The organism is Streptomyces sp. CC228A (genome assembly GCF_021390935.1).
GTDB lineage: Bacteria > Actinomycetota > Actinomycetes > Streptomycetales > Streptomycetaceae > Streptomyces.
Window position 1 is genome coordinate 316,166 of sequence record NZ_JAJPUI010000001.1, and the last position, 26,027, is coordinate 342,192.

The 26,027-nt window shown below is 73.6% G+C and carries 21 protein-coding genes, 3 pseudogenes and 1 riboswitch; of the genes and pseudogenes, 9 read left to right on the forward strand and 15 right to left on the reverse strand.

The window, feature by feature from the left end; genetic code table 11:
- The first annotated feature begins 245 nt into the window (after positions 1-245).
- The 3 genes from L6E17_RS01410 (at position 246) to lnt (ending at position 2,985) form a co-directional block, all read left to right on the forward strand.
- Complete coding sequence (locus L6E17_RS01410) at positions 246-461, forward strand: hypothetical protein (protein WP_236238966.1); 216 nt, start codon at positions 246-248, stop codon at positions 459-461.
- Positions 462-503: 42 nt separating this feature from the next.
- Positions 504-968 (forward strand): nuclear transport factor 2 family protein, encoded by a 465-nt coding sequence (locus tag L6E17_RS01415; RefSeq protein WP_236238967.1) that lies wholly within the window; start codon positions 504-506, stop codon positions 966-968.
- Positions 969-1,062: 94 nt separating this feature from the next.
- The gene (gene lnt / locus L6E17_RS01420; protein ID WP_374108973.1) at positions 1,063-2,985 is read left to right on the forward strand and encodes an apolipoprotein N-acyltransferase; all 1,923 of its coding nucleotides are present in this window, start codon (positions 1,063-1,065) and stop codon (positions 2,983-2,985) included.
- Here the strand turns inward: lnt and L6E17_RS01425 are convergent.
- Positions 2,906-3,817: a Gfo/Idh/MocA family protein gene (locus L6E17_RS01425; protein WP_236238968.1), complete on the reverse strand. Its 912-nt coding sequence runs from the start codon at positions 3,815-3,817 to the stop codon at positions 2,906-2,908. The two genes, lnt and L6E17_RS01425, sit on opposite strands and share 80 nt — an antisense overlap.
- A gap of 144 nt (positions 3,818-3,961) precedes the next feature.
- Between L6E17_RS01425 and L6E17_RS01430 the strand changes: the two genes are divergently transcribed.
- A complete protein-coding gene (locus tag L6E17_RS01430) occupies positions 3,962-4,474 on the forward strand; it encodes a DinB family protein (RefSeq protein WP_236238969.1) in 513 nt (170 codons plus the stop codon).
- 652 nt (positions 4,475-5,126) lie between these two features.
- On the opposite strand, the gene L6E17_RS01435 is transcribed toward L6E17_RS01430, so the two are convergent.
- The 7 genes from L6E17_RS01435 to L6E17_RS01465 all read right to left on the reverse strand — a co-directional run bounded on the left by L6E17_RS01435 (position 5,127) and on the right by L6E17_RS01465 (position 11,652).
- The gene (locus tag L6E17_RS01435) at positions 5,127-5,564 is read right to left on the reverse strand and encodes a hypothetical protein (protein ID WP_236239597.1); all 438 of its coding nucleotides are present in this window, start codon (positions 5,562-5,564) and stop codon (positions 5,127-5,129) included.
- A gap of 645 nt (positions 5,565-6,209) precedes the next feature.
- Positions 6,210-6,893, reverse strand: a complete 684-nt coding sequence (ung, locus tag L6E17_RS01440) for a uracil-DNA glycosylase (protein WP_236238970.1) — start codon at positions 6,891-6,893, stop codon at positions 6,210-6,212.
- 80 nt (positions 6,894-6,973) lie between these two features.
- Positions 6,974-8,554 carry an ABC transporter substrate-binding protein gene (locus L6E17_RS01445; protein ID WP_236238971.1) on the reverse strand — a complete coding sequence of 527 codons (1,581 nt, stop codon included), beginning with the start codon at positions 8,552-8,554 and terminating at the stop codon, positions 6,974-6,976.
- A 120-nt stretch (positions 8,555-8,674) separates the two neighbouring features.
- Positions 8,675-9,442 (reverse strand): SDR family oxidoreductase, encoded by a 768-nt coding sequence (locus L6E17_RS01450; protein ID WP_236238972.1) that lies wholly within the window; start codon positions 9,440-9,442, stop codon positions 8,675-8,677.
- Positions 9,443-9,480: 38 nt separating this feature from the next.
- Positions 9,481-10,242: a 3-oxoacyl-ACP reductase FabG gene (gene fabG / locus L6E17_RS01455; RefSeq protein ID WP_236238973.1), complete on the reverse strand. Its 762-nt coding sequence runs from the start codon at positions 10,240-10,242 to the stop codon at positions 9,481-9,483.
- A 178-nt stretch (positions 10,243-10,420) separates the two neighbouring features.
- The gene (locus L6E17_RS01460; RefSeq protein ID WP_236238974.1) at positions 10,421-10,804 is read right to left on the reverse strand and encodes a DUF3037 domain-containing protein; all 384 of its coding nucleotides are present in this window, start codon (positions 10,802-10,804) and stop codon (positions 10,421-10,423) included.
- Entirely contained in the window at positions 10,801-11,652 is an 852-nt protein-coding gene (locus L6E17_RS01465; RefSeq protein ID WP_236238975.1) for a HipA family kinase, read from the reverse strand. Before L6E17_RS01465 ends, L6E17_RS01460 begins: the two co-directional genes overlap by 4 nt.
- A 677-nt stretch (positions 11,653-12,329) precedes the next feature.
- Positions 12,330-12,514, forward strand: a riboswitch (cobalamin riboswitch).
- A 220-nt stretch (positions 12,515-12,734) separates the two neighbouring features.
- On the opposite strand from L6E17_RS01465, the gene L6E17_RS01470 reads away from it, so the two are divergent.
- The 5 genes from L6E17_RS01470 to L6E17_RS01490 are packed head-to-tail and all read left to right on the forward strand — an operon-like array spanning position 12,735 to position 17,401.
- Positions 12,735-13,970 carry an ABC transporter substrate-binding protein gene (locus tag L6E17_RS01470; protein WP_236238976.1) on the forward strand — a complete coding sequence of 412 codons (1,236 nt, stop codon included), beginning with the start codon at positions 12,735-12,737 and terminating at the stop codon, positions 13,968-13,970.
- The gene (locus L6E17_RS01475; RefSeq protein ID WP_236238977.1) at positions 13,967-15,061 is read left to right on the forward strand and encodes an iron ABC transporter permease; all 1,095 of its coding nucleotides are present in this window, start codon (positions 13,967-13,969) and stop codon (positions 15,059-15,061) included. The genes L6E17_RS01470 and L6E17_RS01475 overlap by 4 nt, the downstream gene beginning before the upstream one ends.
- Entirely contained in the window at positions 15,058-16,131 is a 1,074-nt protein-coding gene (locus tag L6E17_RS01480; RefSeq protein WP_236238978.1) for an ABC transporter ATP-binding protein, read from the forward strand. Before L6E17_RS01475 ends, L6E17_RS01480 begins: the two co-directional genes overlap by 4 nt.
- A complete protein-coding gene (locus L6E17_RS01485; protein ID WP_236238979.1) occupies positions 16,125-16,844 on the forward strand; it encodes a (2Fe-2S)-binding protein in 720 nt (239 codons plus the stop codon). Before L6E17_RS01480 ends, L6E17_RS01485 begins: the two co-directional genes overlap by 7 nt.
- The gene (locus L6E17_RS01490; RefSeq protein WP_236238980.1) at positions 16,841-17,401 is read left to right on the forward strand and encodes a hypothetical protein; all 561 of its coding nucleotides are present in this window, start codon (positions 16,841-16,843) and stop codon (positions 17,399-17,401) included. The genes L6E17_RS01485 and L6E17_RS01490 overlap by 4 nt, the downstream gene beginning before the upstream one ends.
- Positions 17,402-17,529: 128 nt before the next feature.
- On the opposite strand, the gene L6E17_RS01495 is transcribed toward L6E17_RS01490, so the two are convergent.
- The 7 genes and pseudogenes from L6E17_RS01495 to L6E17_RS01525 all read right to left on the reverse strand — a co-directional run bounded on the left by L6E17_RS01495 (position 17,530) and on the right by L6E17_RS01525 (position 25,765).
- A complete protein-coding gene (locus L6E17_RS01495) occupies positions 17,530-18,816 on the reverse strand; it encodes an MFS transporter (protein ID WP_236238981.1) in 1,287 nt (428 codons plus the stop codon).
- Between the two features lie 9 nt (positions 18,817-18,825).
- Positions 18,826-20,693, reverse strand: a pseudogene (locus L6E17_RS01500) (ABC transporter permease subunit).
- A gap of 59 nt (positions 20,694-20,752) precedes the next feature.
- On the reverse strand, positions 20,753-22,255 hold the full coding sequence (locus L6E17_RS01505; RefSeq protein WP_236238982.1) for an ABC transporter substrate-binding protein: 1,503 nt from the start codon (positions 22,253-22,255) through the stop codon (positions 20,753-20,755).
- A gap of 68 nt (positions 22,256-22,323) precedes the next feature.
- Complete coding sequence (locus tag L6E17_RS01510) at positions 22,324-22,860, reverse strand: GNAT family N-acetyltransferase (RefSeq protein WP_236238983.1); 537 nt, start codon at positions 22,858-22,860, stop codon at positions 22,324-22,326.
- Positions 22,861-22,959: 99 nt separating this feature from the next.
- Positions 22,960-23,353, reverse strand: a pseudogene (locus L6E17_RS01515) (short-chain fatty acyl-CoA regulator family protein); the annotation flags it as partial.
- A 59-nt stretch (positions 23,354-23,412) separates the two neighbouring features.
- Positions 23,413-24,700, reverse strand: a pseudogene (locus L6E17_RS01520) (glycoside hydrolase family 6 protein).
- Positions 24,701-24,799: 99 nt separating this feature from the next.
- Positions 24,800-25,765: a glycoside hydrolase family 6 protein gene (locus L6E17_RS01525; protein ID WP_236238984.1), complete on the reverse strand. Its 966-nt coding sequence runs from the start codon at positions 25,763-25,765 to the stop codon at positions 24,800-24,802.
- Positions 25,766-26,027 lie beyond the last annotated feature (262 nt).

A 26,027-nucleotide genomic window follows, 5' to 3' on the forward strand; every position in this document is an offset into this window, starting at 1 on the left:
GCCGCCGGCGGGGGTACCGGCGGCCCGTGGTCCGGGGTTCTGCGACCCGGACACCTCCAGGAGAGCGTGCCGCACCGGAAGCGGGCGGCGCGAGAGCACGTGGCGCGCGGACGGAGGTGATTCCTCCGCACCCGCCCGGCCCCCGCGCGCCCCAGGGGCCCGGTCCGCACCCGCGCGGTCCGTCCGCACCCCGTGTGAACGCCGTACGGGCTGCGGTCCGCCTGCGCGGGGCGCACCCTGGAGGCATGGCCTGGCACGCGCCCGTCGTCGTCCACCGGCCGACCGCCGGGGGCGGGCGGCGGGTCACCGTGCGCGGGCAGATCGTGGGCCTGGCCCGCAACGACGCGGATCTGGTGGAGTTCCTGCGCCGTACGGGTCTCGACGACGCCGACATCGACCTGGACGACCCGCACCTGGTCGAGTGGCGGGGCGGGCGCGCGCATCAGTGGGAAGCGGCCTGACGGGTCCTGGCGTGTCGCACGGGGCGGACGGACACTGGGGTGATGACACAGCGAGTGGACCTGGCCACCGTGATGGACCGGCTGGCCATCGACGAGTTGATGACCGGCTACGCCCTCGCCGTGGACGACGCCGACTGGACGGCCTACGGGCGGCTGTTCACGCCTGACGCGCACGTCGACTACCGGGGTGCGGGCGGCATCGCGGGCCCCGTGGGCGAGGTCGCCTCCTGGCTCGCACGGTCGCTGCGGGACTTCCCCGTGCGCCAGCACCTCATCCTCAACCGCCTGGTGCGGCTGGAGGACCGCGACGGCTTCCCGGCGGACCGCGCCGAGGCGCGGGCGGAGTACCTGAACGCGGTGCCGCTCGGCGGATTCCTCGGCGGCGGCCGGTACCGCTTCGGGGTACGGCGCACCGAGCACGGCTGGCGCCTGCACGAGGTCGAGGTCCGTGAGCGGTGGCGCCGGGCGCCCGGCGCGCCGGTGCCGGACGCACCGGCGCCGGACTGACCGCCTCCGCCACACTGGACGGCGAGGAGGCGACGCGCATGCGGATGCGGGCGGCGGGATCCCGTCGTCGCGGTGGGGCCGGGGCGTCCTGGCCGTGCTCGCCGGGGCCGTGCCCGCGGCGGCGTTCCCCGAGCCGTCCCTGTGGTGGCTGGCCTATGTCGGCCTCGTGCCCTGGATGCTGCTGGTGCGTTCCGCGCGGGACGGGCGGCGGGCGGCGCTCGACGGCTGGCTGGGCGGGCTGGGCTTCACGCTGGCCGTGCACCACTGGCTGCTGCCGCACCTGCACGTCTTCACGGTGGTGGTGGCGGCGCTGCTGGGGCTGCTGTGGGCGCCGTGGGGGTGGCTGGTGCACCGGTTCCTGCACGGCGTGCCGGGCGGTGGCCGCGCGGTGGCGGGGCTGGCCGTGGTGCCGTCGGCGTGGCTGCTGGTCGAGCTGGTCAGGTCGTGGGAAGCACTGGGTGGCCCGTGGGGGCTCCTGGGGGCGAGTCAGTGGCAGGTCCCGGCGGCGCTGAGGGTGGCTTCGGTGGGCGGGGTGTGGCTGGTGACGCTGCTGGTGGTGGCGGTCAACACGGCGGTCACCCTCCTGGTGGCGGCGGCGTCCGCGCCTGCCGCCGCCGATGCGGCGGCACCCCGGCCCGTCAGGGCCGGGAGCGGGGCCCACCCGGCCGCGCCGCACGAGGCCCGGGCCCCGTCGCCGTACGGGAACGGGAAGCGCCCGCTCGCGCCGGAGCCCGCCACCCGGGCGGCAGAGCCCTCAGTACCCGTGCCAGAACCCACCGCCCCCGCCGCGGAACCCGCAGTACCCCCGGCGGAACCCACCGACCCCGTGGCGGAACCCACAGCACCCCCGGCGGAACCCACCGCCCCCGTGGCGGAGCCCGCCGCACGGACGCCCGAGCCTCCCGGCCATCGCCCTGCGACGCCGCCGCGCCGCCCGGCCGTCCCCGGCGCGGGGCCCGCGGCCGCACGCCGCCACGGCGGTTCCCGGGTGCGGCCGGCCGCCGCTGCCGGGGCCGCGCTGGCGGCCTGTGCGGTAGCCGTGGCAGGGGTGTGGGTCCGCTACGAGGAGCCGGCGGCGAGCGCGCGGCTGCGGGTCGCGGTGGTCCAGCCGGGGGTGTTCGACGGGCCGGACGGCGCCGAGCGGCGGTTCGCGCGCGGTGAGGAGCTGACGCGGGCCCTGGCCGGGCGGGACGTGGACCTGGTGGTGTGGGGCGAGAGCAGCGTGGGCGCCGACCTGGCGGCCCGGCCCGACCTGTCCGACCGGCTGGCCGCGCTGTCCCGGGAGCTCGGGGCGGAGATCCTGGTCAACGTCGACGCGCGTCGCTCGGACCTGCCGGGCATCTACAAGAGCAGCGTCCTGGTGGACGCCGGGGGCCCGACCGGCGACCGGTACGACAAGATGCGGCTCGTGCCCTTCGGCGAGTACGTGCCGGCGCGGTCGCTGCTGGGCTGGGCCACGTCGGTGGGCCGCGCCGCGGAGGAGGACCGCAGGCGCGGCGAGCGTCCGGTCGTGATGCCCCTCGGCGCGGAGGCCCCCGGGGACGCGCGGCTCGGGCCGCTGGTCTGCTTCGAGACGGCGTTCCCCGACATGAGCCGCCGGCTCGTCCGGGACGGCGCGGACGTGCTGGTCGCCCAGTCGGCGACATCGACCTTCCAGGGCACCTGGGCGCCCGAGCAGCACGCCTCCCTCGGGGCGCTGCGGGCGGCGGAGACCGCCCGTCCGATGGTGCACGCGACGCTCACCGGGGTCACTGCGGTGTACGGGCCGGACGGGGCGCGGATCGGTGTGCCGCTCGGTACGGAGCGGAGCGCCGCCGCCGTGTACGAGGTGCCGCTCACGGAGGCCGGCACCCCGTACGTCCGGTTCGGGGACTGGCCGGTGAAGGCGGCGGCCGCGGTCCTGGCGGGGGCGGCGGGTGCGGCGGCGGTGCGCGAGCTCAGGCGCCGCTCCGCTCCAGGGAGTCCCGTACGACCCGCTCGCACAGCTCGTGGGTCAGCAGGGCGTCGCGGGCACTGAGCGTCCTGCCCGCCCGTACGGCGTCCAGGAACGCCAGGACGGCCTGCTCGATGCCGCGCTGCCGCGCCACCGGCACCCAGTCGCCGCGCCGCCGCACCGTGGGCTGGCCCTTGTGGTCCACGACCTCCGCGAGGTTGAGCACCTGGCGCTTGGTGTCCCGGCCGGACACCTCGAGGACCTCCTCCGCGGAGCCGCTCATCCGGTTCATGACGCCGAGGGCGGTGAAGCCGTCGCCGGACAGCTGCAGCACGACGTGGTGCATGAGGCCGTCCCGCATCCGGGCGCGGACGGTCGTGTGCTCGACGGGGCCCGGGAGCAGGAAGCGCAGGGTGTCGACGACGTGGATGAAGTCGTCGAGGACAAGGGTGCGGGGGTCCTCGGGGAGGCCCACGCGGTTCTTCTGCAGCAGGATCAGGTCCCGCGGGTGGTCGGCGCACTGCGCGTAGGCGGGGGCGAAGCGCCGGTTGAAGCCGACGGCCAGGCTGGTGCCGCGGCGTTCGGCGAGCTCCACGAGGCGCCGGGAGTCGGCGAGTTCGTAGGCGAGGGGCTTGTCGACGTACGTCGGGACTCCCGCGTCGAGCAGCCGGGTGACGATGTCGGGGTGCGCGTCGGTCGGCGCGTGCACGAACGCGGCGTCGAGCGGCCCCGCGGCCAGCAGCCCGTCCAGTTCCCTGTGGCGGCGGTCGGCAGGCACGTGGTGGGCGTCGGCGACCCGGGCCAGCGTCGCGGGCGTGCGGGTCTGCAGGTGCAGTTCCACGTCGGGGCGGGTGGTGAGGACCGGCAGATAGGCCTTCTGCGCGATGTCGCCGAGGCCGATGCAGGCCACCTTCACGGGTGTTCTCCTCTCGCCGTGCTCCGTGCAGCATACGGCGGTGCCCGGTTCCGGTGATCGGCTGGTGCCGGGCCGCGGTGCCCGGCCGGTGCCGTCCCCTATATCCGCTGGTGCATCCGCGCTTCGCGGCACGAAGATGCCGGTATGACGACTGACACACGCATCGATCCCCCCGCGCTCGGCGGCGAACGCCCGACGCTGGAAGCCTTCTTGGACTACCACCGCGAGACCCTCGCCATGAAGTGCCGCGGCCTGGACGGGAACCAGCTGCGGCAGGTGTCCGTCCCGCCGTCCGGCCTGTCGCTGCTGGGGCTGGTGCGGCACATGGCGGAGGTGGAGCGCTGGTGGTTCGCCTCGGTCCTGGCCGGGGAGGAGGCGGCCGCGGTCTACTCCACGGAGGAGGACCGCGACGCGGACTTCCATCCCACGGAGGAGGACACGTGGGAGGAGGCGTACGCGACGTGGCAGGCCGAGATCGCACGGGCCCGGGTGCTCGCGGCCGCGGCCGACTCCCTTGACGAACCGTCCCGGGGGCGCAGCCGCGGCCAGGCGTTCACCCTGCGCTGGATCTACATCCACATGATCGAGGAGTACGCGCGCCACAACGGCCACGCGGACCTGCTGCGGGAGCGGATCGACGGGGCAACCGGCGAGTGAGGCGGTCACCCGTGCGTGCCGTAACCGCGGGTAGCGGTATGTGCGGCGGGCGTCTGCCCCGCACAGTGGCGGGGTGCGAGGAACGAGGCGGACCCGCGTCCGGGTGCTGGTGGGCGTGGCCTTGGCGGTGACGGTGGCGGCCGTCTCGGGGTGTGTGTCGGTGCCGGCGCAGCGGTCGGGCCCCGCCCACCTCCCGGCGGCGGCCGAGGATCCCGTACGGGGCGCGTGGGAGGCAGGGCCTGCGGTGTCGGAGGCGCCGCCCCGCGAGGTACTGGAGAGCACGGGTCCGGCCGCTTCGGGAGAGCCCGCCGGGGTGCCGCAGCGCCCCCGTGCGGCTGCCGCGGGGGCGGCGGCGGACACCGCCCGCGGGCAGGCCGGGGCCCGGTCGCCGGAGCGGCGCGCCCGGTCGGCGGCGCCGCTCTCCGCCGGCAGGTCCGCGCCCAAGGCCCCGCAGCGCCGCGGCGGCGCCCGCCTCGTCCCCGCCGTGCCGCGCACACCGGGGTCCCGCCGGTGCCGCGGCTGCCTGTGCGCCCGCCCGCTTCCGTCGCCGTGCCGGACGTGTGCGCGCTGTCGGAGGAGTACGGGGCGTGGGGCCGCGGCAGCCAGGGGGCCCGGGCCTGCCGCCAGGCGTCCCGCCGCTGACGCGGCGCCGTCAGGTGCCGTTCAGGTGCCGCTCCAGCCGGGCGATGGCGGCGCGGACGCCGTCGCCGTACCCGTCGTCGCCGAGGGCCGCCGCGGAGTCCCGCGCACGGTCGACGTGGTCGCGCGCGTCGTCGGGCCGGCCGAGCTTCACGTAGTCGGCGGCGAGGTTGACGTGGAGCGAGGGGTACAGCGCTCGCAGGGCGGCGGCGCGGTCGCGCCGGCCGGGCCGCTCGTCGTCCGGCGCCCGGGCCGCCGTCAGGGCCCGCAGGTCCCAGGCGAGCTCGGAGCCGGGGTCGTCCTGCGCGTCGGCCATGTAGTGCGCGAGGGTGCACAGGAGCAGCGGGTCACCGTCCTGCCCGATCCGCGCCCACAACGCGTGGAAGCGGTTGCGGGCCTCCTCGCGGTCTCCCGCGTGGAGCAGCATCGTGGCCTGCCCGATGCTGGTCATGACGGCGTCGTCGGACGCGCTCTGCCGCTGCTCCGCCACGTGCTCTCCCTGCTCGCCGGTCCTCCGCTCCGACGACGCTAACCGGCCCCGCGCGGATCCGCCGTCATGCGCCCCGTACCGTCGTCCGCCCGGCGGTGTCGTACAGCCGGTGCGGGCCGCGGGCCACCCGGCCAGCCGGGGTGCACTGCGCCCGTCCGCCGGGCGGTGGCAGCCGGAGGCTTCGCGGGCCGACGCGGGACCGCCGAGGGCCGGTGCGGTGGGCTCCCGGTGACGACGGAGCTGCCGCACGCGGTCGTCGTGGGGACTCCCGCGGCCGGTGGCGCCGGTGGCCGGCCCGGCCGGGCCGTTCCCGGCACGTCGGACGGAAATGCCGGGCAGGGATGTCGGGCGGGCCCGGCGCCCCGGGCACGCGGCCCTGCACACTGGCGCGCGGCCGGCCCGACGGCGTGCGGCGCCGACTGCTCCCCGCCCGGCGGAGGACTGCGGCCGCCGGTGCGGGTGCGGCCGCCGGTGTGGGGTGCAGCGGCCGGTGCGGGTGCGGCCGCCGGTGCGGGCACGGCCGCCGGTACGGGCACGGCGCTGCCGCACCGGGCGGTGGGGGTCGGCGCCGCCGGGTGGTGCGGCGGCGCCGGGGTGGTCCGGCGGTCAGCCCAGGTCGGGGATGCGCCAGTCGATCGGCTCGTGCCCCTGCTCGGCGATGGCCTTGTCGATCTGGGTGAAGGGGCGGGAGCCGAAGAACTTCTTCGCGGACAGCGGCGACGGGTGGGCGCCCTTGACCACGATGTGCCGGGTCTCGTCGATGAGCCGCAGCTTCTTCTGGGCGTAGTTGCCCCACAGGACGAACACCGCCGGGTCGGGCCTGGAGGCGACGGCGCTGATCACGGCGTCCGTGAACGTCTCCCAGCCCTTGCCCTTGTGGGAGTTCGCCTCGCCCGCCCGGACGGTGAGCACGGCGTTCAGGAGCAGGACGCCCTGCTCGGCCCACGGCATGAGGTAGCCGTTGTCCGGGATCGGGTGCCCGAGCTCCTCATGCATCTCCTTGTAGATGTTGCGCAGCGACGGCGGGGTCTTGACGCCCGGCCGGACGGAGAAGCACAGGCCGTGGCCCTGGCCCTCCCCGTGGTACGGGTCCTGGCCGAGGACCAGGACCTTGACCTTGTCGTACGGGGTGGCCTCAAGCGCGGCGAACACCTCGTCGTGCGGCGGGTAGACCGGCCCCTTGGCCCGCTCCTCGGCGACGAACTCGGTGAGCAGCTTGAAGTACGGCTTGTGCAGCTCGTCGCCGAGGACGCCGCGCCAGGACTCGGGCAGCGAAGCGGTGTCGGTCACGTCAACAACCTCCGGTGTGGGATCGCTTGTGCACCTCAGAACCTACCTGCGGCCACTGACAACGACCCCCGCACCGTCTCCTACCAGCTGGTCCTGCGGTGCAGCTCCCAGACCTGCATGACGGTCTGCGGGTCGAGGGCCCGCTCGGCGCCGCCGATCTCCTGGCTGGTCGCGACGTACTGCTTGCCCTGCCAGAGCGGCAGCAGCCGCACGTCCTTGACGAGGATCTCCTGCGCCTTCTCGAACTGGGTGGTCACCGCACCGCGGTCGGACTTGCGGCGGGACTCCGGCAGGAGCTGCTCGGTGATCTCGGGCGACTCGTACGGGTCGGCGTGCACGTTCTCCTTGCCGACGAACGGCGCGATGAAGTTGTCCGGGTCCGGGAAGTCGGGGAACCAGCCGCGGCCGAAGACCTGGTAGGCGCCCTTCTGGTAGGCCGGCTGGAACTCCTTCCACGGCTTGCCCTCCAGGGTCACCTCGAAGAGCCCGCTGGCCTCCAGCTGCCGCTTGATCTCCGCGAACTCGGCCGCGGTGGAGGAACCGTAGCGGTCCGTGGTGTAGCCGAAGGTCAGCTTCACCGGCTTGGTGATGTCGGCCTCGGCCAGCAGTTCGCGCGCCTTGTCGACGTCGGGGTCCCCGTACTGGTCGAAGAACTTCGTCGTGTGGCCGACGATGCCCTTGGGGACCATCGAGTACAGCGGTTCGGCGGTGCCCTGGTAGACCTTGGCGACGAGTGCCTCGCGGTCGATGAGCTGGGCGATGGCCCGGCGGACGGCCACCTTGCCGGTCATCTCGTCGTCGCCGTCGAAGACGAGGTACTGGATGGCGGCGCCGGTGGTCTCGACGAGCTGGAGGCCCTCGTTCTCGGGCTTCTTCTCCCTCAGGTCGACGATCTCCTCGGCGGTGAGGCCGCGGTAGGTGGTGTCGATCTCCTTCTTCTTCAGCGCGGCGACCATGGCTTCGGACTCGCTGAAGTAGCGGATGGTGACGGCGGTGTTCTTGCGGTCGGCGAACCCCTTGTAGGTGGGGTTCTTGACCAGCTCGGCCTCGACGTCCGGGGTGTACTTCTCCAGGTTGTACGGGCCGGAGCCGACGACCTTGCCGTCCTGGCGGAGCCGGTCCGCCGGGTACGAGGCGGGTTCGACGATCGACATGGCAGGCGTGGCCAGCACGAACGGGAAGGTGGCGTCGGACTTCTTCAGCTTGAAGGTCACGATACGGTCGCCGGTGGTCTCGACGGTGTCGAGGGAGCCGAGCAGTCCGTTGGGGCCGCCTTCCACGTTGATCGCGCGGATGCGGTCGATGGAGTGCTTCACTGCCCGGGCGTCGAGCTTGCTGCCCGTCGAGAACTGCAGGCCGTCACGGAGCTCGCACTCGTAGACCTTGCTCGCGGTGTCCTTGAACTTGCAGTCCGCGGCGTCCGGCTGCGGCACCGTGCTTCCCGTGGGGAAACTCATCAGCGTCTGGAAGACGTTCCGGTACAGCTCCCAGGAGCTGTCCCAGGCGGCAGCAGGGTCGAGAGTGGTCGGAGAACTGGTGGTTCCCACGACGATCTTCTGCTCCGCCTCGGCTTTCTCATCGCCGAAGAGACCGCATCCCGCCAGCAGGGATATGGACGCAAGGGCTGCAGCAGATGCCTGCAGGCTGGTCCGGTTGAACACGTGCACACGCTCCTCGTTCAGCCATGGTCGGCCGACCATACCGCAGCGCCCCACCAGGTCAATGCGAGGGACCGGTGGGGCACTTGAGTGCATATCTCGGCCAATCAGGCGTAATCCACCTCAGCCGACTCCGGCATTGAGGAAAATTCCCCCTTCGATCGCCAGGGTTTGCCCGGTGATCCAGTCCGATTGGTCGGATGTAAGGAATGCGGCGGCCCCTCCGATATCGGCGGGCACACCGAGCCTCCCCAGCGGATAGGCGGCGGCAGCCTCCGCTTCACGGCCTTCGTAGAGCGCCTGCGCGAATTTCGTTTTCACGACACCCGGGGCAATGGCGTTCACTCGGACAATCGGCGCGAATTCATGGGCGAGCTGCTGCGTCAGATTGATCATCGCGGCCTTGCTCATCCCGTACGCACCGACAAAGGGCGAGGCGGACAGGCCGGCGATGGACGCGATGTTCACGATGGCGCCGCCGTGCTCCTGCTGCCACGCCTTCCAGGTCCGCTGGGCGAAGCCGAGCGCCGAGATGACGTTGGTCTCGAAGACCTTGCGCGCCACGCCCAGGTCCAGATCCGCCATGGGCCCGAAGACCGGGTTCGTCCCGGCGTTGTTGACCAGGTAGTCGACACGCCCGAAGGCCTCCATGGTGCGCTCGACGGCGGCCGCCTGGTGGGCCTCGTCGTGCGCCTTGCCGGCCACGTACACGACCCGGTCGGCGCCGAGCCGCTCCACGGCCTCCTTGAGGGCGTCCTCGCCCCGCCCGGTGATGCACACCCGGTCGCCGCGCGCCACGAGCGCCTCGGCGATCCCGTACCCGATGCCCCGGCTCGCGCCCGTGACGAGGGCGACCCGTCCGGTCGGCTCGGGGCGTTCTCCTGCGGTCATGTGCTGCTCTCCTCTTCCCGGTCGTCCTCTGCGCCCGCTCAGTCGAGCGGTCCGCCCGCCACGTACAGGACCTGCCCGGAGACGAAGCCCGCGTCGTCGCCGGTGAAGAAGGCGATGGCGTGGGCGACGTCCTCCGGGCGGCCGACCCGCTGGACGGGGATCTGGGTGGCGGCCGCGGCCATGAAGTCCTCGAAGCCCATGCCGACGCGTGCGGCGGTCTGGGCGGTCATGTCGGTCGCGATGAACCCGGGCGCGACGGCGTTGGCAGTGATGCCGAACTTGCCGAGCTCCTTGGCGAGGGTCTTCGTGAAGCCCTGGAGCCCGGCCTTCACCGCGGAGTAGTTGGCCTGGCCGCGGTTGCCGAGCGCGGAGGACGAGGAGAGGCACACGATGCGGCCGAAGCCCGCGTCGACCATGTGCTTCTGGCACGCCTTGGACATCAGGAACGCGCCCTTGAGGTGCACGTTCATCACGGTGTCCCAGTCGGACTCGGTCATCTTGAAGAGGAGGTTGTCCCGCAGGACGCCCGCGTTGTTGACGAGGATGGTCGGCGCGCCGAGCTCGCCGGCCACCCGGGCGACGGCGGCCTCCACCTGGGCGCTGTCGGAGACGTCGCAGCCGACGGCGAGGGCGGTCCCGCCGGCCGCCGTGACGGCGTCGACGGTGTCCTTGCAGGCGGCCTCGTCCAGGTCGAGCACGGCGACGGCGCGCCCCTCGGCCGCGAGCCGTACGGCGGTGGCGGCGCCGATGCCGCGCGCGGCCCCGGTCACCACGGCGACGCGCTGCTGGGTGGTGGACATGCTGGTTCTCCTCGCCCTTGAGTCCCTCGGCCGCGCGCCGACCCCTTCCCAGGGCGATGAGCGACCGCTTAGTACCTTCAGCAGGACGAGACGCTAGAAGCCCTGGCACCCGGTGTCAACGGCCCGTGCCCCGGGTGCCGGGGATCACGTGTGCGGCGTACGGAGGCCGGGGGACCCCTCAGCGGACCAGGACGTCCAGCAGCCGTTCGACCTCGGCCTCGGGGTCGGCCGTCAGCCCGGTGTGGACCGGCCCGGGCTGGACCACCGTGGAGCGCGGCGCGACCAGCCAGCGGAACCGCCGCCCGGCGTCGTCGCTCGCCGCCTGCCCGGCGTCGTCACCGCCCCGGCACACCCCTTCCACGGCGTGCAGGGCGGCCCGTACGCCCGCCAGGTCGGCGCCCGGGTCGAGCGCGGCGAGCTTCCGCTCGTCGAGGTGGGTGCGCGCGGCGACGAAGGACCGGGCGCGGCAGTAGACCACGACGCCGGCGTTGAAGCACTCCCCGCGCTCCACGCGCGGCACCACGCGCAGCACCGCGTATTCGAAGACGTCCCGCTCGCTCACTTGCCGCTGTCCTTCGTGCCGTGGGTGGGGTGGGGCCAGGGGGCCAGGTGGTCGGTGAGCCAGCCGGGCGCCCGGGAGGGCCTGCGGCCGGTCCGCTCGCCGATGGTGACGCGCTCGTGGATGGTCGCTGCGCGCGGCAGCAGCACCTCCGCGTACGCGCGCCGGACGGCGTCAGCGGAGGCGAAGCCGGGCTCGCCCGCCAGCCACTCGTCCGGGACGTCGGCGGCGACCTCCGCGAGGAGTTCCCCGGTGACCCGCGGGGCGAGTTCGGCCGCCGCGGCGGCGATGTCCGGGCCGAAGCCGGCGAGCACGTGGTCGGACGCGTCGTACGGCTTGGCGGCGGACGCCTGCGCGCCGGGCCAGTTGTGGTGCCAGATCATCGTGGCACCGTGGTCGATGAGCCAGGGCTCGCCGTGCCAGACCAGCATGTTCGGGTTGCGCCAGGACCGGTCGACGTTGTTGATGAGGGCGTCGAACCAGACGACACGACCGGCCTCGACGGGGTCCATCACGTACGCGAGCGGGTCGAAGCCGATCGACCCGGGCAGGTAGTCCATACCGAGGTTCAGCCCGCCGCTCGCCTTCAGGAGTTCCTGCACCTCCTGGTCGGGCTCGCCCAGGCCGATGACGGGGTCGAGCCGGATGGTGACCAGCTCCGGGACGCGCAGCCCGAGCCGGCGGCCCAGTTGTCCGCAGATCACCTCGGCCACCAGCGTCTTGCGGCCCTGCCCGGCCCCGGTGAACTTCATGACGTACGTGCCGAGATCGTCGGCCTCGACGATCCCGGGAAGCGAGCCGCCCTCACGCAGGGGCGTGACATAGCGGGTCGCTACGACCTCTTCCAACACTTTCCCAGGCCACCCATCTCTTCAGCCTTACCGTCCACGGACAACTCCCCTGGGGCGTAGAGGCAGGAATCATCGGTCCACGGCGCTGGGGTGAATCAGGGAAGTTTCTGGCCGGCGAGCCGGCCGCCCCGCTCCCCGAGCAGACCGTCGATGAGGGCGCGCCCCTTGCTGCCGGCTTCCGGCATGAAGTGAGCATAGTAACCGAGGGTGATCGACGGCGGGGCGTGTCCGAGCCCATGGAATCAGGGCCACGACGGACTCTCCGGCTTCCCGCGCCTGCACTTGGCGCCGGACGGGCAGCAGGCCGCGTTCGCAGTCGGTGCCCTCCGGACTGAGGGCGAAGACCTCGCCCTGGCGGAGTCCGCACCCCAGGCGGGCTACGACGGCGATCCTGTTCCGCTCGCTGACGGCATCGCGGACTCGCCGTACCGTAGGCATCGGCCACGCCTCGCGCAGCCTGGCGCCCAGCGGGCCCCGATGTCCTCGGCCGGCGTGACGGGCCCGTCACGCGGGTCGACGAACGCGCCTCGCTCCTCGTCCGTGGCTGCCCGGCGACGCCACGCCTTGGCGTCCTCCAGGTCCCGGGGAGCCGCACGCGGCCGAACCGGCCCGGGCACCGGCTCGCACCTCCACGTCCTGTGGCTGATCGCACAGAAGCGGGTCTGGCGGGGCGGCGGCCTGTTCTGCGATGCTTCCGTCCGTCAAGCGACGGCGGAACGAGGAAGCCGGTGAGATTCCGGCACGGTACCGCCACTGTGTAGGGAGAGCGACTCCGCCCATGGCCACCGCCCCGTCCGGGGTGGGAAGGCCGGAGAAGCTGTGATCCCGAGTCAGGAGACTCACGCCGTCGCACCTCGATGTACGGGGCGGATTTCCCCAGGAGAGGCGGTGGCACTCGTGTGCCTGCGTTTGTGCGGCGGCAGCCCCGTGCTGCCCGTGTTTCGACCGAACCCGCCTGCCCGGCCTGACTCACAGGCCCGCTCCCCCAGGTTCTGACGACCCCAGCGGGTTCCTTCCCGTACGCCGCATCCGCGCACCCGAATGCCGGTACGCGCTGCTCACGCATGCCACCAGGAGTTACCTTGTCCGTACGATCCGTCCTGCCCGGCCGCCGTCAGGCCGCCGCGGCGGCCTTCCTCGCCGTCGCCCTCACACTCACCGCGTGCGGCGGCGACGCCGGCACCACAGCCGATCCCAAGGCCCGGGCCGAGAGCGAGGGGTGCATCGAGGACTTCGACCCGGCCAAGGACTACTTCCCGGTCAAGTCGACGGTGAAGCACGCCGAGAACTTCACGCTCCGGTACGAGAAGAGCTACCAGGTCCTCACCGTCAAGGAGCCCTTCCCCCAGGGGAAGCCCGAGTCGTACGTGCTGGTCAAGTGCGGTGCTCCCAAGCCGAAGCTGACCGGTGAACTGGCGTCCGCACAGCAGGTCACCGTGCCTGTCAAGAGCCTGTACTCCGCCTCGACGACCCACCTGCCGCTGCTGACCGAGACCGGCACCCTGGACGTGCTGACCGGCGTCGCGAGCGCCACGGCCATCTCCTCCGCCCAGGTGCTCGAGCGGGTGAAGGCGGGCAAGGTCACCGAGTACGCCAAGGACCGGACCCTCAACGCCGAGACGGTCATCGGCGCCAAGCCCGACGTGCTGATGACCCAGGGCACCGACGACCCGCAGTACCCGAAGCTGCGTCAGGCGGGCATCGCCGTGGTCGCCAACGCCGAGTGGCTGGAGGCCAGTCCGCTCGGCCGCGCCGAGTGGGTCAAGGCGATGGCCGCGCTCACCGGAGCGGAGAAGCGGGCCGGCGAGGTGTTCGACACCATCGAGGGCGACTACCGGAAGGTCGCCGAGAAGGGCGCGCAGGCAGCCGCGGCGGGCAAGCCCGTCGAGGTCCTGCCCGGCACCATGTACCAGGGCACGTGGTCCATGCCCGCCGGCGGCAGCTACGCCGCCCGGCTGATCAAGGACGCGGGCGGCACCTACCCGTGGGCCGACAAGGCGGGCACCGGCAACGTACAGCTGAACTTCGAGGCCGTGTACGCCAAGGGCGGCCAGGCCCGGATCTGGATCGCCGACCAGCAGTGGAAGTCCACCGCCGACGCGGTGAAGGCAGACAGCCGGTACGGGCAGTTGAGGGCCGTGTCCGACGGCGCCGTCTGGACGAACACCAAGGCCCTCGGCCCCGGCGGCGGCAACGACTACTTCGAGCGGGGGGTGCTGCGCCCGGATCTGGTCCTCGCCGACCTGTTCGCGCTGATGCACCCGGACCAGGCCAAGGGGCACACCTTCACCTTCTACCAGCCGGTGCCCAAGGCGTGACGATCCATCAGACCGCTGTGCCGGCACCGGCCGCGGGCACCCCGCGGCCGGTGCGGCGGCGCCTCGTCGTCGTTCTCGCCCTTACGGCCGGTACCGCTCTGCTGTTCGTCCTCGCCATCGCCACAGGCTCCCATCCCGTCCCGGTCGCGGAGGTGGTACGGATCCTGTTCGGCCACGCCGCCGAGGACCCGCGGTGGACCGTCATCGTCGAGCAGGTGCGGCTGCCGCGCGCGCTGACCGCCGCCGCCGTCGGCGCCGCGCTCGCGGTGGCCGGCGTGCAGATGCAGACCCTGTTCCGCAACGCGCTGGCCGACCCGTTCTCCCTCGGGGTGAGCTCGGGCGCCAGCATGGGCGTCGCCGCCGTGGTGGTCGGCACCGGCGGGGTCGCCGGCAGCTTCACCGGGGACCTGGCCGGCCTCGGGCGCGTGGGCGTCGTCATCGCGGCCTCGCTCGGCGCCGCCGCCGTGCTGGCCCTCGTGCTGCTGCTCTCGCGATGGGTGCGGTCGGCCGTCACTCTCCTCGTCGTCGGCGTCATGATCGGCTCGGCGGCCACCGCCGTGGTCGGCGTGATGCTCGTCTACGCCCGGCCCGAGCGCGCCCAGCAGTTCGTCATGTGGGGCCTGGGCAGTTTCGGCGCCACGACCTGGCCCGACCTCCACGTCATGCTGCCCGTCGTCGGCGCCGGCCTGCTCACCGCGCTGCTGACCGCCAAACGCCTCAACGCCCTGCTGCTCGGCGAGGACTACGCCCGCACCATGGGCCTGAACGTGCGGCGCAGCCGCGACCTCGCGCTGTTCGCCACGTCGCTGCTGGCGGGGGCGGCCACCGCGTTCTGCGGGCCGATCGCCTTCCTCGGCCTGGCCGTCCCGCATCTGACGCGGGTGGCGCTGGGGACTTCGGACCACCGGGCGCTCATCCCGGCGTCGATGCTCGCCGGGGCGTTCCTGGCGCTCGCGTGTGCGCTGCTGAGCCAGCCGCCCGGCACGGACGCCGTGCTGCCGCTCAACGCCATCACCTCGCTGTTCGGCGCGCCCGTCGTCATCGCGTTCCTGATCCGCAGCCGCCGCGGCGTACAAGGAGTGGCCTCGTGACCGACACCCTGACCGAGGCCCGCACGGACACGGCCGACGGGCCGGGCCGCTTCGGCGGCCTGGTCGCGCAGGGGCTCGCCGTCGGCTACCGCACCCGGTCTCCGCGACGCGGGCGCGGAGCGGAGCGGGCCGTGCTCGCCGGGCTCGACCTCGAAGCGCGCGCCGGCGAGCTGACCGTCCTGCTCGGCCCCAACGGCGCGGGCAAGTCCACGCTGCTGCGGACCCTGTGCGGGCTCCTTCCGCCGCTCGACGGCCGGATCCGGATCGGCGGCGCCGAGCTCGCGCGGACGTCGCCGACCGCGCTCGCCCGGCGCCTGGCGGTCGTCCTGACCGACCGGGTGGACCCCGGGCTGCTGTCCGTGCGGGAACTGACCGGGCTCGGCCGGCACCCGCACACCGGGTTCACCGGCCGCCTCACCATGGTCGACCACGCGGCCGTCGAGTGGTCGCTGAAGGCGGTGGGCGCGGAGCATCTGGCGGACCGCCCGGCCGCGGAGCTCTCCGACGGCGAACGCCAGCGCGTCCTGACCGCGCGCGCTCTCGCCCAGGAACCCGAGGTCGTCCTCCTCGACGAGCCGACCGCCTTCCTCGACGTCCCTTCGCGAGTGGCGCTCACCGTGCTGCTGCGCGACCTGGCCCGGGACAAGGGCCTGACCGTGGTGGTCAGTACGCACGATCTGGAGCTGGCCCTGCGGGTGGCCGACGCCGTCTGGCTGGTCGACCGCTCATCCCGCGTCCACACCGGCGCACCCGAGGACCTGATCCGCAGCGGCGCCGTCGCCGCCGCCTTCGACGCCGACCACCTCGCCTTCGACCCGGCGTCCGGCACCTTCGGCCTGCGCCGCACCGCGCGCGCCTCCGTCACGGTGGACGCGCCGGCCGACGTGCTCCCGCTCCTCGAACGCGCCCTCGCCCGGGAAGGGCTGGCTGTCGCCGACCAGAGTGCTCCGCCTGCCGAGGGGAAGGTGAGCTGGGACGGCGCGGGCCGGCTCACCCTCACCGGACCGGACGGACGGGGCATACCCGTCCAGGGCTTCCACGAACTCACGCGGACGGTGCGGACATGGTGACGCCGGCTCTCGCCCCCGACGCCCTGGTCCGGGTCTCCGCGATCGGCCCCTACTTCGCCCTGGCCACCGGCCACCGCCCCGACACCGAGGGCTTCCGGCCGCTGACCGACCTGTACGCGGACCGGGACGCGCTGCAGCAGTGCGTACGGGCCGTCGCCGGGCGGCTCGGCACCGACCAGCCCAGGGTGGCCGCGTCCACCCTGCACCTGGGCACCGCCTCCCGGCTCTGGTCGATCGCCCTGGCCTGTGCCACGCTCACCGGTCGCATCCCGGACCTGGCGCCCGACCGGCTGTGGTGGCGCCTGCCCGCCTCCGGCCCGCTCGACCTGTGGCTCCCCGACCTGAGAGAGGTCGACCAGGAACCGCTCCCGGCCCTGCTCCACACCGTCGCCGTCCGGAACCTGGCCCCCTGGGCCGACGCCGTACGGCACGTGTCGGGTGTCTCCCCGCACACCCTGCGGGGCAACGCCGCCTCGGCGCTGATCGGAGCCCACCGCGTCCTGCTGGCCAGGGCGCCGGCCCCCTTCCTCCCTGTCGTACCGCTCGTCCGCGCGCTGCTGGACCGGCCGCCGCTGGCGGGCACCGGCACGTGCCGCGCCACTCCTCCCGGACCGCTCGCCTTCCGACGCCGCAGCTGCTGCCTGTACTACCGCGTGCCGGGCGCGGGCACCTGCGGCGACTGCGTCCTCGACCCCAAGGAGAAGTCCGCATGACCACCACCGAGCCGACCGTCGTCGAGACCCCCGGCGGCGGCACCCAGCACATCTGGCCCCTCCCGGTCGACGAGGCCACCCTTCTCGACCTCGTCACCACCGTCTTCACCGACCACTGGCAGCACATCCATTTCGGGCCCATCATCGAAGGCGCCGCCTGGGAGGTCGGCGCCCCGGGCGCCCCTACCGCCATCACCATGAACGACGGCTACGCCACCATCGACTTCGGCGCCTGGCACTTCCACCTGTGCATCGGCGAGCACACCGCCTCCGGCCCCGAACTCGGCCGCATCCGGCGCTGCTCCCGGGCCGAGCTCTACCGCAGTATCGGCTCCGACGGCTCCCCCGTCAGCTGGGGGATCCGTCTGTTCAACGGCCGCGACGAGCAGATGATGACCGTCCTGCTGCCCAACCCCTTCCTCACCGACCGCCAGGGCCTCCTCGACACGCCCGACTTCACCCGCCTCGCCGCCTGGGACGCCCTCCGCGACCGCTTCCTGGGCCTCGCCCCCGACCCTCTCGACCGCACGGGCAAGGGGTTCCGGCACAGCGGCTGACGGGCCCGCCCGACCTGGAAGGGCCACCCCGCCACGCCCTGCCCGCGCACGCGCTCTGCCTGGGCAGGCGGCACCAGGCGCGGCAGGAGCATTCCTGCGACGGGACGTCGCGGCAGCCGCAGCGCCGTTCACGGACGCCGTGCGGCGCGCACCGCGCCGGTGGGTGGCGGCAGCAGCGCCACCGCGAGTGCGGGAACGGCAGCGAGGGCCAGCCAGGGGACCGCGGGCGGGAGCCCCACGTCGAGGAGGGCGCCGGTGGCCGAGCTGCCGGCGAGGACGATGAGGCCGGACACGGACGAAAGCGCCCCGGTGTAGAGGCCGAGCCGTCCCTCCTCGGCGAGGTCGGGCACCCAGGCCCGGGCGGCGGGCACGACCAGCATCTGGCCGAGGGTGAGCAGGACGACGTACCCCGCGGCGGGCAGCAGTCCGGCGAGTCCCGTCCACTCCGCCGGACGCGCGGCGGCCACGACCGTGAACCCCGCGGCGATCAGGAGCAGTCCGGCGGCCATGGAGCGGCGCAGGTCGAGTCGGTCGCCCGCCCAGCGGGTCACCGGGAGCTGGGCGCACACGACCAGCAGGGAAGAGAGGGCGAACAGCCACGACAGGGACGCCTGGGAGCCGGTGGCCCGCTCCACCTCGTCAGGAAGAGCGAGGTAGAGCTGGTTGTAGGCGAGCAGGTAGGCGCCGTACGCGCAGCACAGGGCGAGGAAGCGGCGGTTGCGCAGCAGCACGAGGGCCCCGCCGCCTTCCCGTGTGCGGACCCTGCCGGGGATGTGCTGCGGCATCAGCCGCGCGTGGCCGGCGAGGACGAGGACGAACACCGCGGCACCGGCCAGGCACGCGGTGCGGAAGTCCGCCATCAGCAGCAGACCGCCGAGGAGCGGGCCGACGAAGGCGCCCGCCTGGCCGGCGGCGCTGAACAGCGCCAGCACCCGGGTACGCGCGCCGTGGCCCGCCTCCTCCCAGAGGACGGCCTGCCGGGCCGCCTCCGACTCCACCGCCGGGGAGAACAGGGCGGCGGCGAAGCCGATCAGCAGCACCGCGCCGATCACGGACCAGGTCTCCTCCGCGAGTCCGAGCCAGGCGAACCCGGCGATCCGCAGACCGCAGCCGGTCAGGACGAGCGGGCGGACGCCGTAGCGATCGACAAGCCATCCGCCGACCACGAACAGGCCCTGCTGGCTGAAGGTCCGCAGGCCGAGCACGAAGCCGACCATCCAGCCGGCCATGCCGATCGCGGTGCCCAGGTGCTCGGCGAGGAACGGCAGGACGGCGAAGAAGCCGATGTTGAAGGCCAGTTGGGTCAGGATCAGCAGGCGCAGCAAGGGTGGGAGGTGCTTCCAGGTGCGCTCGCGGGGGCGTTTCGGGGCCGGGGCGGCTCGACGTATCCGGAGGCGGGAGAGGAGGTCGGTCATCGTGTTCCCTCAGTCCGCGGGCGCTGTCAGGACGGATGTACGCGGTGGCTCCGGCACGCTCGGCGCCGGCTCCGCGGTGGGTTCCGGAAGCTTCGCCGGGTGCACCGGCGCCCGCCCCGTCGGCAGGGGGAGGCGTCTGCCTCCTCCAGCCTTCGGCCTGGGTTCCCCTCGTCTCGCCGCGTTCGCCGCCGTGACCGCGAGCGCGCCCAGGAGGGCGAGGACGGCGGCCGGGGCGAGGACGGCCCAGGGAGCGCGTTCGACGTACGGCTGGTTCTCGGCGAGCAGCAGGCCCCACTCGGGCGACGGCGGCTGGGAGCCCAGGCCGAGGAAGCCAAGGGCGGCCAACGCCAGGGCGATGCCGGGAAGGCGCAGCAGGGCGTGGCGGATGACGGGCGGCAGGACGGCCGGCAGCAGTCCGCGGGTGAGGACGTACCAGGAACTGGCACCGAGGGCGCGGGTGGCGGTCAGGTAGGTGGCGGCGCGCTCCTGTTGCAGCAGTGCAGAGGTGTGGGTGGCCAGCGGCGACCAGGCGACGGCGGCGACGGCGAGCGCGGGGGTCCACGGGCCGCTGCCGGCGACACCGGTGACAAGGAGACCGGCCAACACGGGGGGTATCGCGTTGACGGAGTCGACCACGGGCCCGGACAGTCGGGCGAGCAGCCCCAGCAGCACACCGGTGAGGAGAGCGGCGGCGCTCACCGCGAGGGCGGTGCCGAGGGTCGTGAGGGCGCCGTGCGCGATGCGGGCCAGGATGTCCCGGCCGAGCGCGTCGGTGCCGAAGGGGTGGGCTGGAGACGGGGCCTGGAGGCGGGCTCCGGGGTGCAGGGCGAGCGGGTCGCGGGGCAGGCCGACGACGAGGAGGGCGGCGAGCAGCGCCCCGTACAGCAGGGGCTGCGTACGTGACGCGGCCGCCGCGGCGCGGTGGGGGAGACCAGGGCGCCGTCGCGCAGGGCGGGGCCGAGCAGCAGCCGGGCCGAGGACCGCGCCAGAGCACCGGCGGCCGCCGCGAGCAGCACCAGGCTGAGCGTACCGGTCTGCAGGACGGGCAGGTCCTGGGCGAGTGCCGCGCGCAAGGTGAGCCGGCCCAGGCCCGGTATGTCGAAGATCTGCTCGACGGCGACCGAGCCGCCGGTCAGGCCGACGACGAACAGCCCGAGGTTGGGCAGGAGCCCTGGTACGCAGCCGCGCAGGGCGAGCCAGGCCACGGAGCGCGGCGGGATGCCCCGGCCGACGGCGGCCCTTGCCCACGGCGCGGCGAACGCACCGGGCAGCAGATCGTCCAGCATCCGCCCGAGCAGCGCTCCGGCGGGCAGCCCGAGGGCGAGCGAGGGCAGCACCATCCATTGCGGGCCGTACCAGCCGAGGGCGGGGAGCCAGCCCCACCGCACACCGATCACCGAGGCGAGTACGGCGGCGATGAGGAACTCCGGAAGCGCGGCCAGGACCGCCGTCGCGCTGCCGCCGGCGGTGCGCTCGCCGAGCCGGCGCCGTGCACCGAGCCGCAGGGTACGGGCGCACACCGCGGCGGCCGTGGCCGCGGCGACCGCGAGGGCGCCGGCCATCAGGAGGAGCGAGACACCGAGGGCCTCGGCCACGGAGGGCAGGACGTCGGTGCCGGAGATCCAGGACCGACCCGCGTCCCCGCGCGTCAGACCGACGAGCCAGCGTGCGAGCAGCGGCAGTGGCCCCTCTTCCAGGCCGAGTTCGGCGCGGACGGCGGCCAGTGCCTCGGGGGTGGGGTCCTGTTCGGCCGACCGGGCCTTGAGCACGGTCAGGGCGGGGTCGGTACGCGACAGCCACGGCAGCAGGCCGATCCCGCACACCAGAGCGGCGGCCAGGGCGGTCCGCCACAGCAGTGCGGGCCCGCCGCCCCGCACGAGGGCGCGCACAGCGGTCAGAGCGGCCGCGCCGCCCCGGGCGCGGCCGGATATGCCGTTCAGCGCCGGGTCCCCGTTCCGAGGAACTGCCGCTCGTACGGGTCGGACAGCGTGCCCTGCACGGAGGTGCCGATGCCGGTCGCGGTCTTCTGGTGGACGAGCGGTACGACCGCGTCGGTGCCGAGGACGGCCGCCTCTGCCTTCAGGGCCGCCTCCTGCCGCTTGGCGGGGTCGGCCACGGCCTGGGCGTCCGCGACGGCCCGGTCGATCCCCTTGTCGCAGAGCAGCGACAGGTTGTAGGTCCCGTCGCAGGTGAAGTCGCTGCCGAGGACGGTGACGGGGTCGCCGGTGTCGAGCATCATGTTGCGGGAGGCGACGGCGGCGTCGAATTTCCCGGCGAGCAGGTCGCTTTCGAGGCGCGCGTAGTCGCGGACCTCCAGCTTCACCCTGAAGCCGGCCTTCTCCAGCTGCTGCTGCAGGACCTGGGCGGTCTCGGCGAGCTCGGGTCGGCCGGTGTAGGTGGCGAGGGTGATGCTCCGCGCGCTGGGGTCGGTGGCTCCGGCGCGTCCGGTGGGCTGGAGCCGCTTGCTCGCGGCCCAGTTCAGGGCGGGGCCGTAGAGGCCCTGTGCCGCCTCGGCGTGGCCTTCGTAGACGTCCTTGGCGATGACGGAGGTGTCGATCGCCTCGCGGGCTGCGGCGCGCAGCCCCGCGTCGGCGAAAACGCCGGACCTGGTGTTCAGGTAGAGGCTGGTGTTGCGGGCGGTGGTCGTCTCGCGGACCACGCCCTTGTCAAGGGACGCGAGCTGTGCCACGGGGAGTGCTTCGGCGATGTCCGCCTGGCCGGTGCGCAGGGCGTTGGCGCGGGCCGTGCCGTCGGCGACGAACGTGGCGTCGACGCCCGGAGCCTGGGCGCGACCGCCCCAGTAGTCGTCGAAGCGGTCCAGCGTGGCTGCCGTGTCGCCGGTGATCCTGGTGAGGGCGAAGGGGCCGGTGGCGGTGCCGACCGGGTTCACGGCGCCCTTCTTCCCGTAGGCCTTCGGGGCGAACACCGCGAGGCTGGGGTTGGACAGGCGCAGGGGCAGGGCCGGGTCGGCCGTGCCGGTTCCGATGCGCACCTGGTCGTCGCCCACCGCCGCGGCGGTCAGCTCCACACCGGCGAGGGCGGTGGGGGCGGGCTCCGCCTCGGCGGCGTGTGTGAGGGCGGAGGCCACCGCCTGTGCGGTGAGCTCGGTGCCGTCCTGGAACTTCGCCTCGCGCAGGGTGAACAGCCAACTGCGGCCGCCCGGGTCGCTCGTCCACGACTCGGCGAGCGCGGGGACCGCGGTGCCGTTGGCGTCCAGCCGGGTCAGGCCCTCGGAGACGCCCAGCTTGGACAGGTGGAAGGCGTCCTGGCTGTACGGGGAGAAGTTCCGGGTGGGGGTGAAGGCGAGCGCCACGCGCAGTCGGCCCCCGTCGCCGGAGCCCGTGGGGTCGGCGGGCGAGCTGTCGGCGCCGGAGGCGAAACAGCCGGCGAGAAGCGGGGTCAGGAGCAGGCCGGCTATCAGGCGGCGGGGGGTTGTCATGGCTGGCGCTCGTGTCTTCCGGTGGTGTCGATCAAGGGGCGGCCAGAGTACATGAAAATCGTTTCCATTTAAACCAAGGGGATCTCGAAGTGCAGGATCCCCTGCCCGCCGCCCGCCTCCTCGGCTCGCTCGTCGCACACCAGCCGCCCCAGCGACCGCCACAGGGCCTCCGCCCCCGGAGACGCCGGATCGGTGTGCAGATAGACCGACCGGTAGCCCGCGTCGGCCTTCGCGAACGCCACCAGTTCGGCGACCAGGCGCCGGGCGAGCCCGCGCCGCCGGTGCTCGGGGCGCACGTACACCCGCCGCAGCTGGGCGGTCTCGCCCGAGGGGTAGCGCTCGGCCAGGCGGCGCGGGTTGGGCGGGTGCTCGGGACCGCGACCGTCCAGCGCGGCCGTGGCGGCCACCGTCCCGCTCCGCTCGTCGACGGCCACCAGGAGGGTGTGCCGGCGCGGGGTCAGGTAGAAGCGTTCCGGGTCGATGATGTCGGCGTGCCATCGGGGCACGTAACCCGTCCCGAAGTCCCGGTAGACGGCGTCCAGCATCACGGCCCGGGCTCCGTCGATGTCGTCCGGCGCCGCGGTTCTGATGCAATATTCAATCACTTGCACATCCTATGCAGGTAGGCGGACCTTCCGGCAGGACGCTTCGGAGGCTTCCGCACGGATCGTCGGCCGGAGCGCGGCGCGGCCGTCCGGTCTGCGCTACGGCGAACGGCGCCCGGTCACTCCGAGGGGGCCCGCGACCGGATACGGGACGGAGGGTCCTGGTGCGCTGGTCGCTGCGGAGGGGACGACCGAGGGGCGGGGCGGCGCGCCGGGGCAGTCTCGGCGTTCGCAGACGCGGCAGCCCATGCCGATCGGGGTGGCGGCGGACGCGTTGGCGGGGTCGAGGCCGTCGGAGGACACCAGCCGGTGGGCGTGGCGCAGCTGCGCAGCCGAGGCCGATGGCGAAGGCCTTCCCGGGTGCGCCCCGGCCGCCGCCGTGGCGGGTGACGGTGCGGACTGTTCACAGGTACCGCTGCCCCGACACGTCCGGCCACCGGACCGTACGGCACCGGTTGCGGCACTCCGCGAAGCCCGGCGCCGGCCCTCCTTCCGCGTGGGCCCGGCCACGGGGAAGCGGTCTGTCGCGGCCGGGCGCGGAAGGGGTGGAGATCAGCGGTTGAAGGTCAGCCGCGGCGCCGCGTTGCGGGCGAGGGTGTGGGCCTGGTCCGGCCACCAGGTGCCGGCGGGGGGATCGACGATGCCGTACTCGGGGTCGATCGTGCCGCCGGTGTTGCGGGTGCAGCTGCCGTCGGACTCGCCGGGGATCTTGATCCAGAGGTAGGCGTCGACGAGCGGGACGCCGGTGTCGGCGGTCGGGCGGGGGCCGAGGCCGCGGCCGGGCGCGTTGCACCAGATCTCCGGGTCGCCGGTGTACTTGCCGGGCTCCGGGGCCCAGGCGCCCAGACCGTTGCGGCTGGTGTCGATGACGAAGTGGTGCAGCGCACTGTCCGGCGGGGTGCCCACGTTCTGATCGAACCAGGCGTCGGTCCAGCGCCAGGTGGCGGGGTCGGCGGAGTCGACGGCGTTGCCGGGGGGTGCCGTCGTTGGGCGCGGCGGGCGAGTGGTACTGGGTGGCGCACCAATCCGTGCGGCCGCGGGCGTGCTCGGGCCCTTCGGTGGCGAACCACATGCACATGGCTATCCAGGTGCCGTAGCGCGCGTTGTGATCGGTGGGGTGGGTGTTGGACACGTTGAGGGCGAAGCCGTCGCTGTCCTGCACACCGGCGTCGAGCAGTCGCTGGGCCATCGCGCCGACGGGCCGCCACAGGACATTGCCCGCGTCGAGGTAGACCGCGGTGCGGGCCTTGGCCTTGATGGTCTTCACCGCGTAGGCGAGGTCGGCGATGCGGGCAGCCGTGAGTTCGCCGGTCGGGTCCACGTCCCGTCCGCAGTCACTGGGGAGAAGGGCCAGGCCGTCGGGCTCGACCACGACGACGGCCCTGCTGTCGCCGATGCCGGCGGCGAAGGCGTCGATCCACTGCCGGTAGGCGGCGGAGGACGCGGCACCGCCGCTGGAGTACTGGGTGCAGTCCCGGCCCGGCACGTTGTAGGCGACCAGCACGGGGGTCCGGTTCACCACCCGCGCCTGGCGGACGAGGCTTCTCACCTTGGCCTGAACCTCGCGGGGCGTGCCTTCGGTGAACCACTCGGCCTGCGGCCAGCTCGCGAGCTTGGCCATGTTGACCGCGTTCGCGATGTCGCCGTTCCTCAGATCGGTGAGCGCCTGCCTGGCGGCCTTGCTGTGCGGGTCCACGTAGAACTTCGTCGCCGGGGTGAGGGTGTCCCCGGCCGGTGCGGCCTGTGCCTGCGCCTGGCCCTGTGTCGCGGTGAGGGCGGCACAGGCCGCGAGCACCGCGAGGGCGGTGGTCGCACGGCGCCATAGGCTGCGTGACTTCATGAAGGCTCCTGGTCGAGGGGTGATGGGGACGAGAAGGGACGAGAAGGGCCCTGCGGCCCGGTCGCGGGGCGGCGGACACCGAGCCACAGGAGTCGGAGGTCAGTAGCCGTAGATCATCTTGTAGGCGACCTCGGGGAGGAACTGCCCGGCCGTGGAGCCGGTTCCGACGCCGCAGTTGCCGTCGGACTCGCCGGGGGCCTTGATCCACAGCAGCATCTCGGCGCCGCCTCCCATCCGGGTGGGCGTGCCGATGCGGCGGCCGGCCGCGTTGCACCACTCGCCGTTGGAGCCCTTGCCGTTGCGGCTGGTGTCGACGACGAACGGCTTGGTGTAGCCGTAGCGGGCGGCCAGTTCGCTGTTGACGGCGTTGCCGTAGGCGGTGTTCTGGGCGGTGGTGTAGTGGTTCGAGATGTTGAGGGAGAAGCCGTGGGCTTGGCGCAGGCCCGCCTCGTGGAGGCGCTGGGCCATCGTCGCCGCGCCTACCCAGCCGGGGTTGCCGGCGTCCAGATAGACCCAGGTGTTCGGTGCCTGACGGTTGAACTCGGCGAGGGCTCCGCCGAGCATGCCCTGGCGTTCGCGGATCTGGGCCTGGTTCAGGCACCCGTAGTCCGCGAGGGAGTCCGGTTCGAGGAGGACGACGGCCGGGCGGTCGGCGATTCCGCCGGCGAACTGGGCGATCCAGGTCGCGTAGGCGGACGGGGAGGCGGCACCGCCCCCGGAGTGCCCGCCGCAGGAGTCACGGAGATAAATGTTGTACGCCACCAGGATGGGGAGTTTGTCCGAGTGGTCGGCCGCTCCGACGTACGCACCCGTGGCGGTGCCGATGGTCCCGCTCCAGGCACCGAACCACCGGGCCATGGGCGTGTTGGCCACGGAGGCGTTGATGGCGGGCGCCCGGCCGTCACCGGGGTGGGCGGCGACCCACTGCTTCGCACTGGAGTTCGGGTCCACGTAGAACCCGCTGGTCATGGCGGTCGGGTCCGCCGCGTGGGCGGACGGGGCGGCGGTGAGCGCCAACGGCAGCGCGATGACGGCTGCCGCGAGGGCACGGATGCTGCGGCGCATGGCGGTACCTCGATTCCTGACGAGGGAGCGCCGCACGTTCTCGTCCCGAGCGGGCGGCGCACTGAGGTAGTGCGGGGGTACGGCACCCCTGAGAGTGGAAGCGCTCCCACTGGAAGCGATCCCAGCATGCACTTCGGCGCCCTGGGGTGTGGCCGGTATCGTGTGATGCCCTGTTCAACCTGTCAAGTGGGCGCGCTTGACCGGCACTTCACATCGCTGCGGGAAGGCTTTACAGTCGGGGAACTGGAAGCGCTCCCAGTCT

Coding starts and splice junctions, on each gene's coding strand:
- L6E17_RS01410 (WP_236238966.1), top strand. CDS start 246: ATGGCCTGGCACGCGCCCGTCGTCGTCCACCGGCCGACCGCCGGGGGC.
- L6E17_RS01415 (WP_236238967.1), top strand. CDS start 504: ATGACACAGCGAGTGGACCTGGCCACCGTGATGGACCGGCTGGCCATC.
- L6E17_RS01430 (WP_236238969.1), top strand. CDS start 3,962: ATGACGACTGACACACGCATCGATCCCCCCGCGCTCGGCGGCGAACGC.
- L6E17_RS01435 (WP_236239597.1), bottom strand. CDS start 5,564: ATGACCAGCATCGGGCAGGCCACGATGCTGCTCCACGCGGGAGACCGC.
- L6E17_RS01450 (WP_236238972.1), bottom strand. CDS start 9,442: ATGACCGCAGGAGAACGCCCCGAGCCGACCGGACGGGTCGCCCTCGTC.
- fabG (WP_236238973.1), bottom strand. CDS start 10,242: ATGTCCACCACCCAGCAGCGCGTCGCCGTGGTGACCGGGGCCGCGCGC.
- L6E17_RS01485 (WP_236238979.1), top strand. CDS start 16,125: ATGGTGACGCCGGCTCTCGCCCCCGACGCCCTGGTCCGGGTCTCCGCG.
- L6E17_RS01490 (WP_236238980.1), top strand. CDS start 16,841: ATGACCACCACCGAGCCGACCGTCGTCGAGACCCCCGGCGGCGGCACC.
- L6E17_RS01495 (WP_236238981.1), bottom strand. CDS start 18,816: ATGACCGACCTCCTCTCCCGCCTCCGGATACGTCGAGCCGCCCCGGCC.
- L6E17_RS01505 (WP_236238982.1), bottom strand. CDS start 22,255: ATGACAACCCCCCGCCGCCTGATAGCCGGCCTGCTCCTGACCCCGCTT.
- L6E17_RS01525 (WP_236238984.1), bottom strand. CDS start 25,765: ATGCGCCGCAGCATCCGTGCCCTCGCGGCAGCCGTCATCGCGCTGCCG.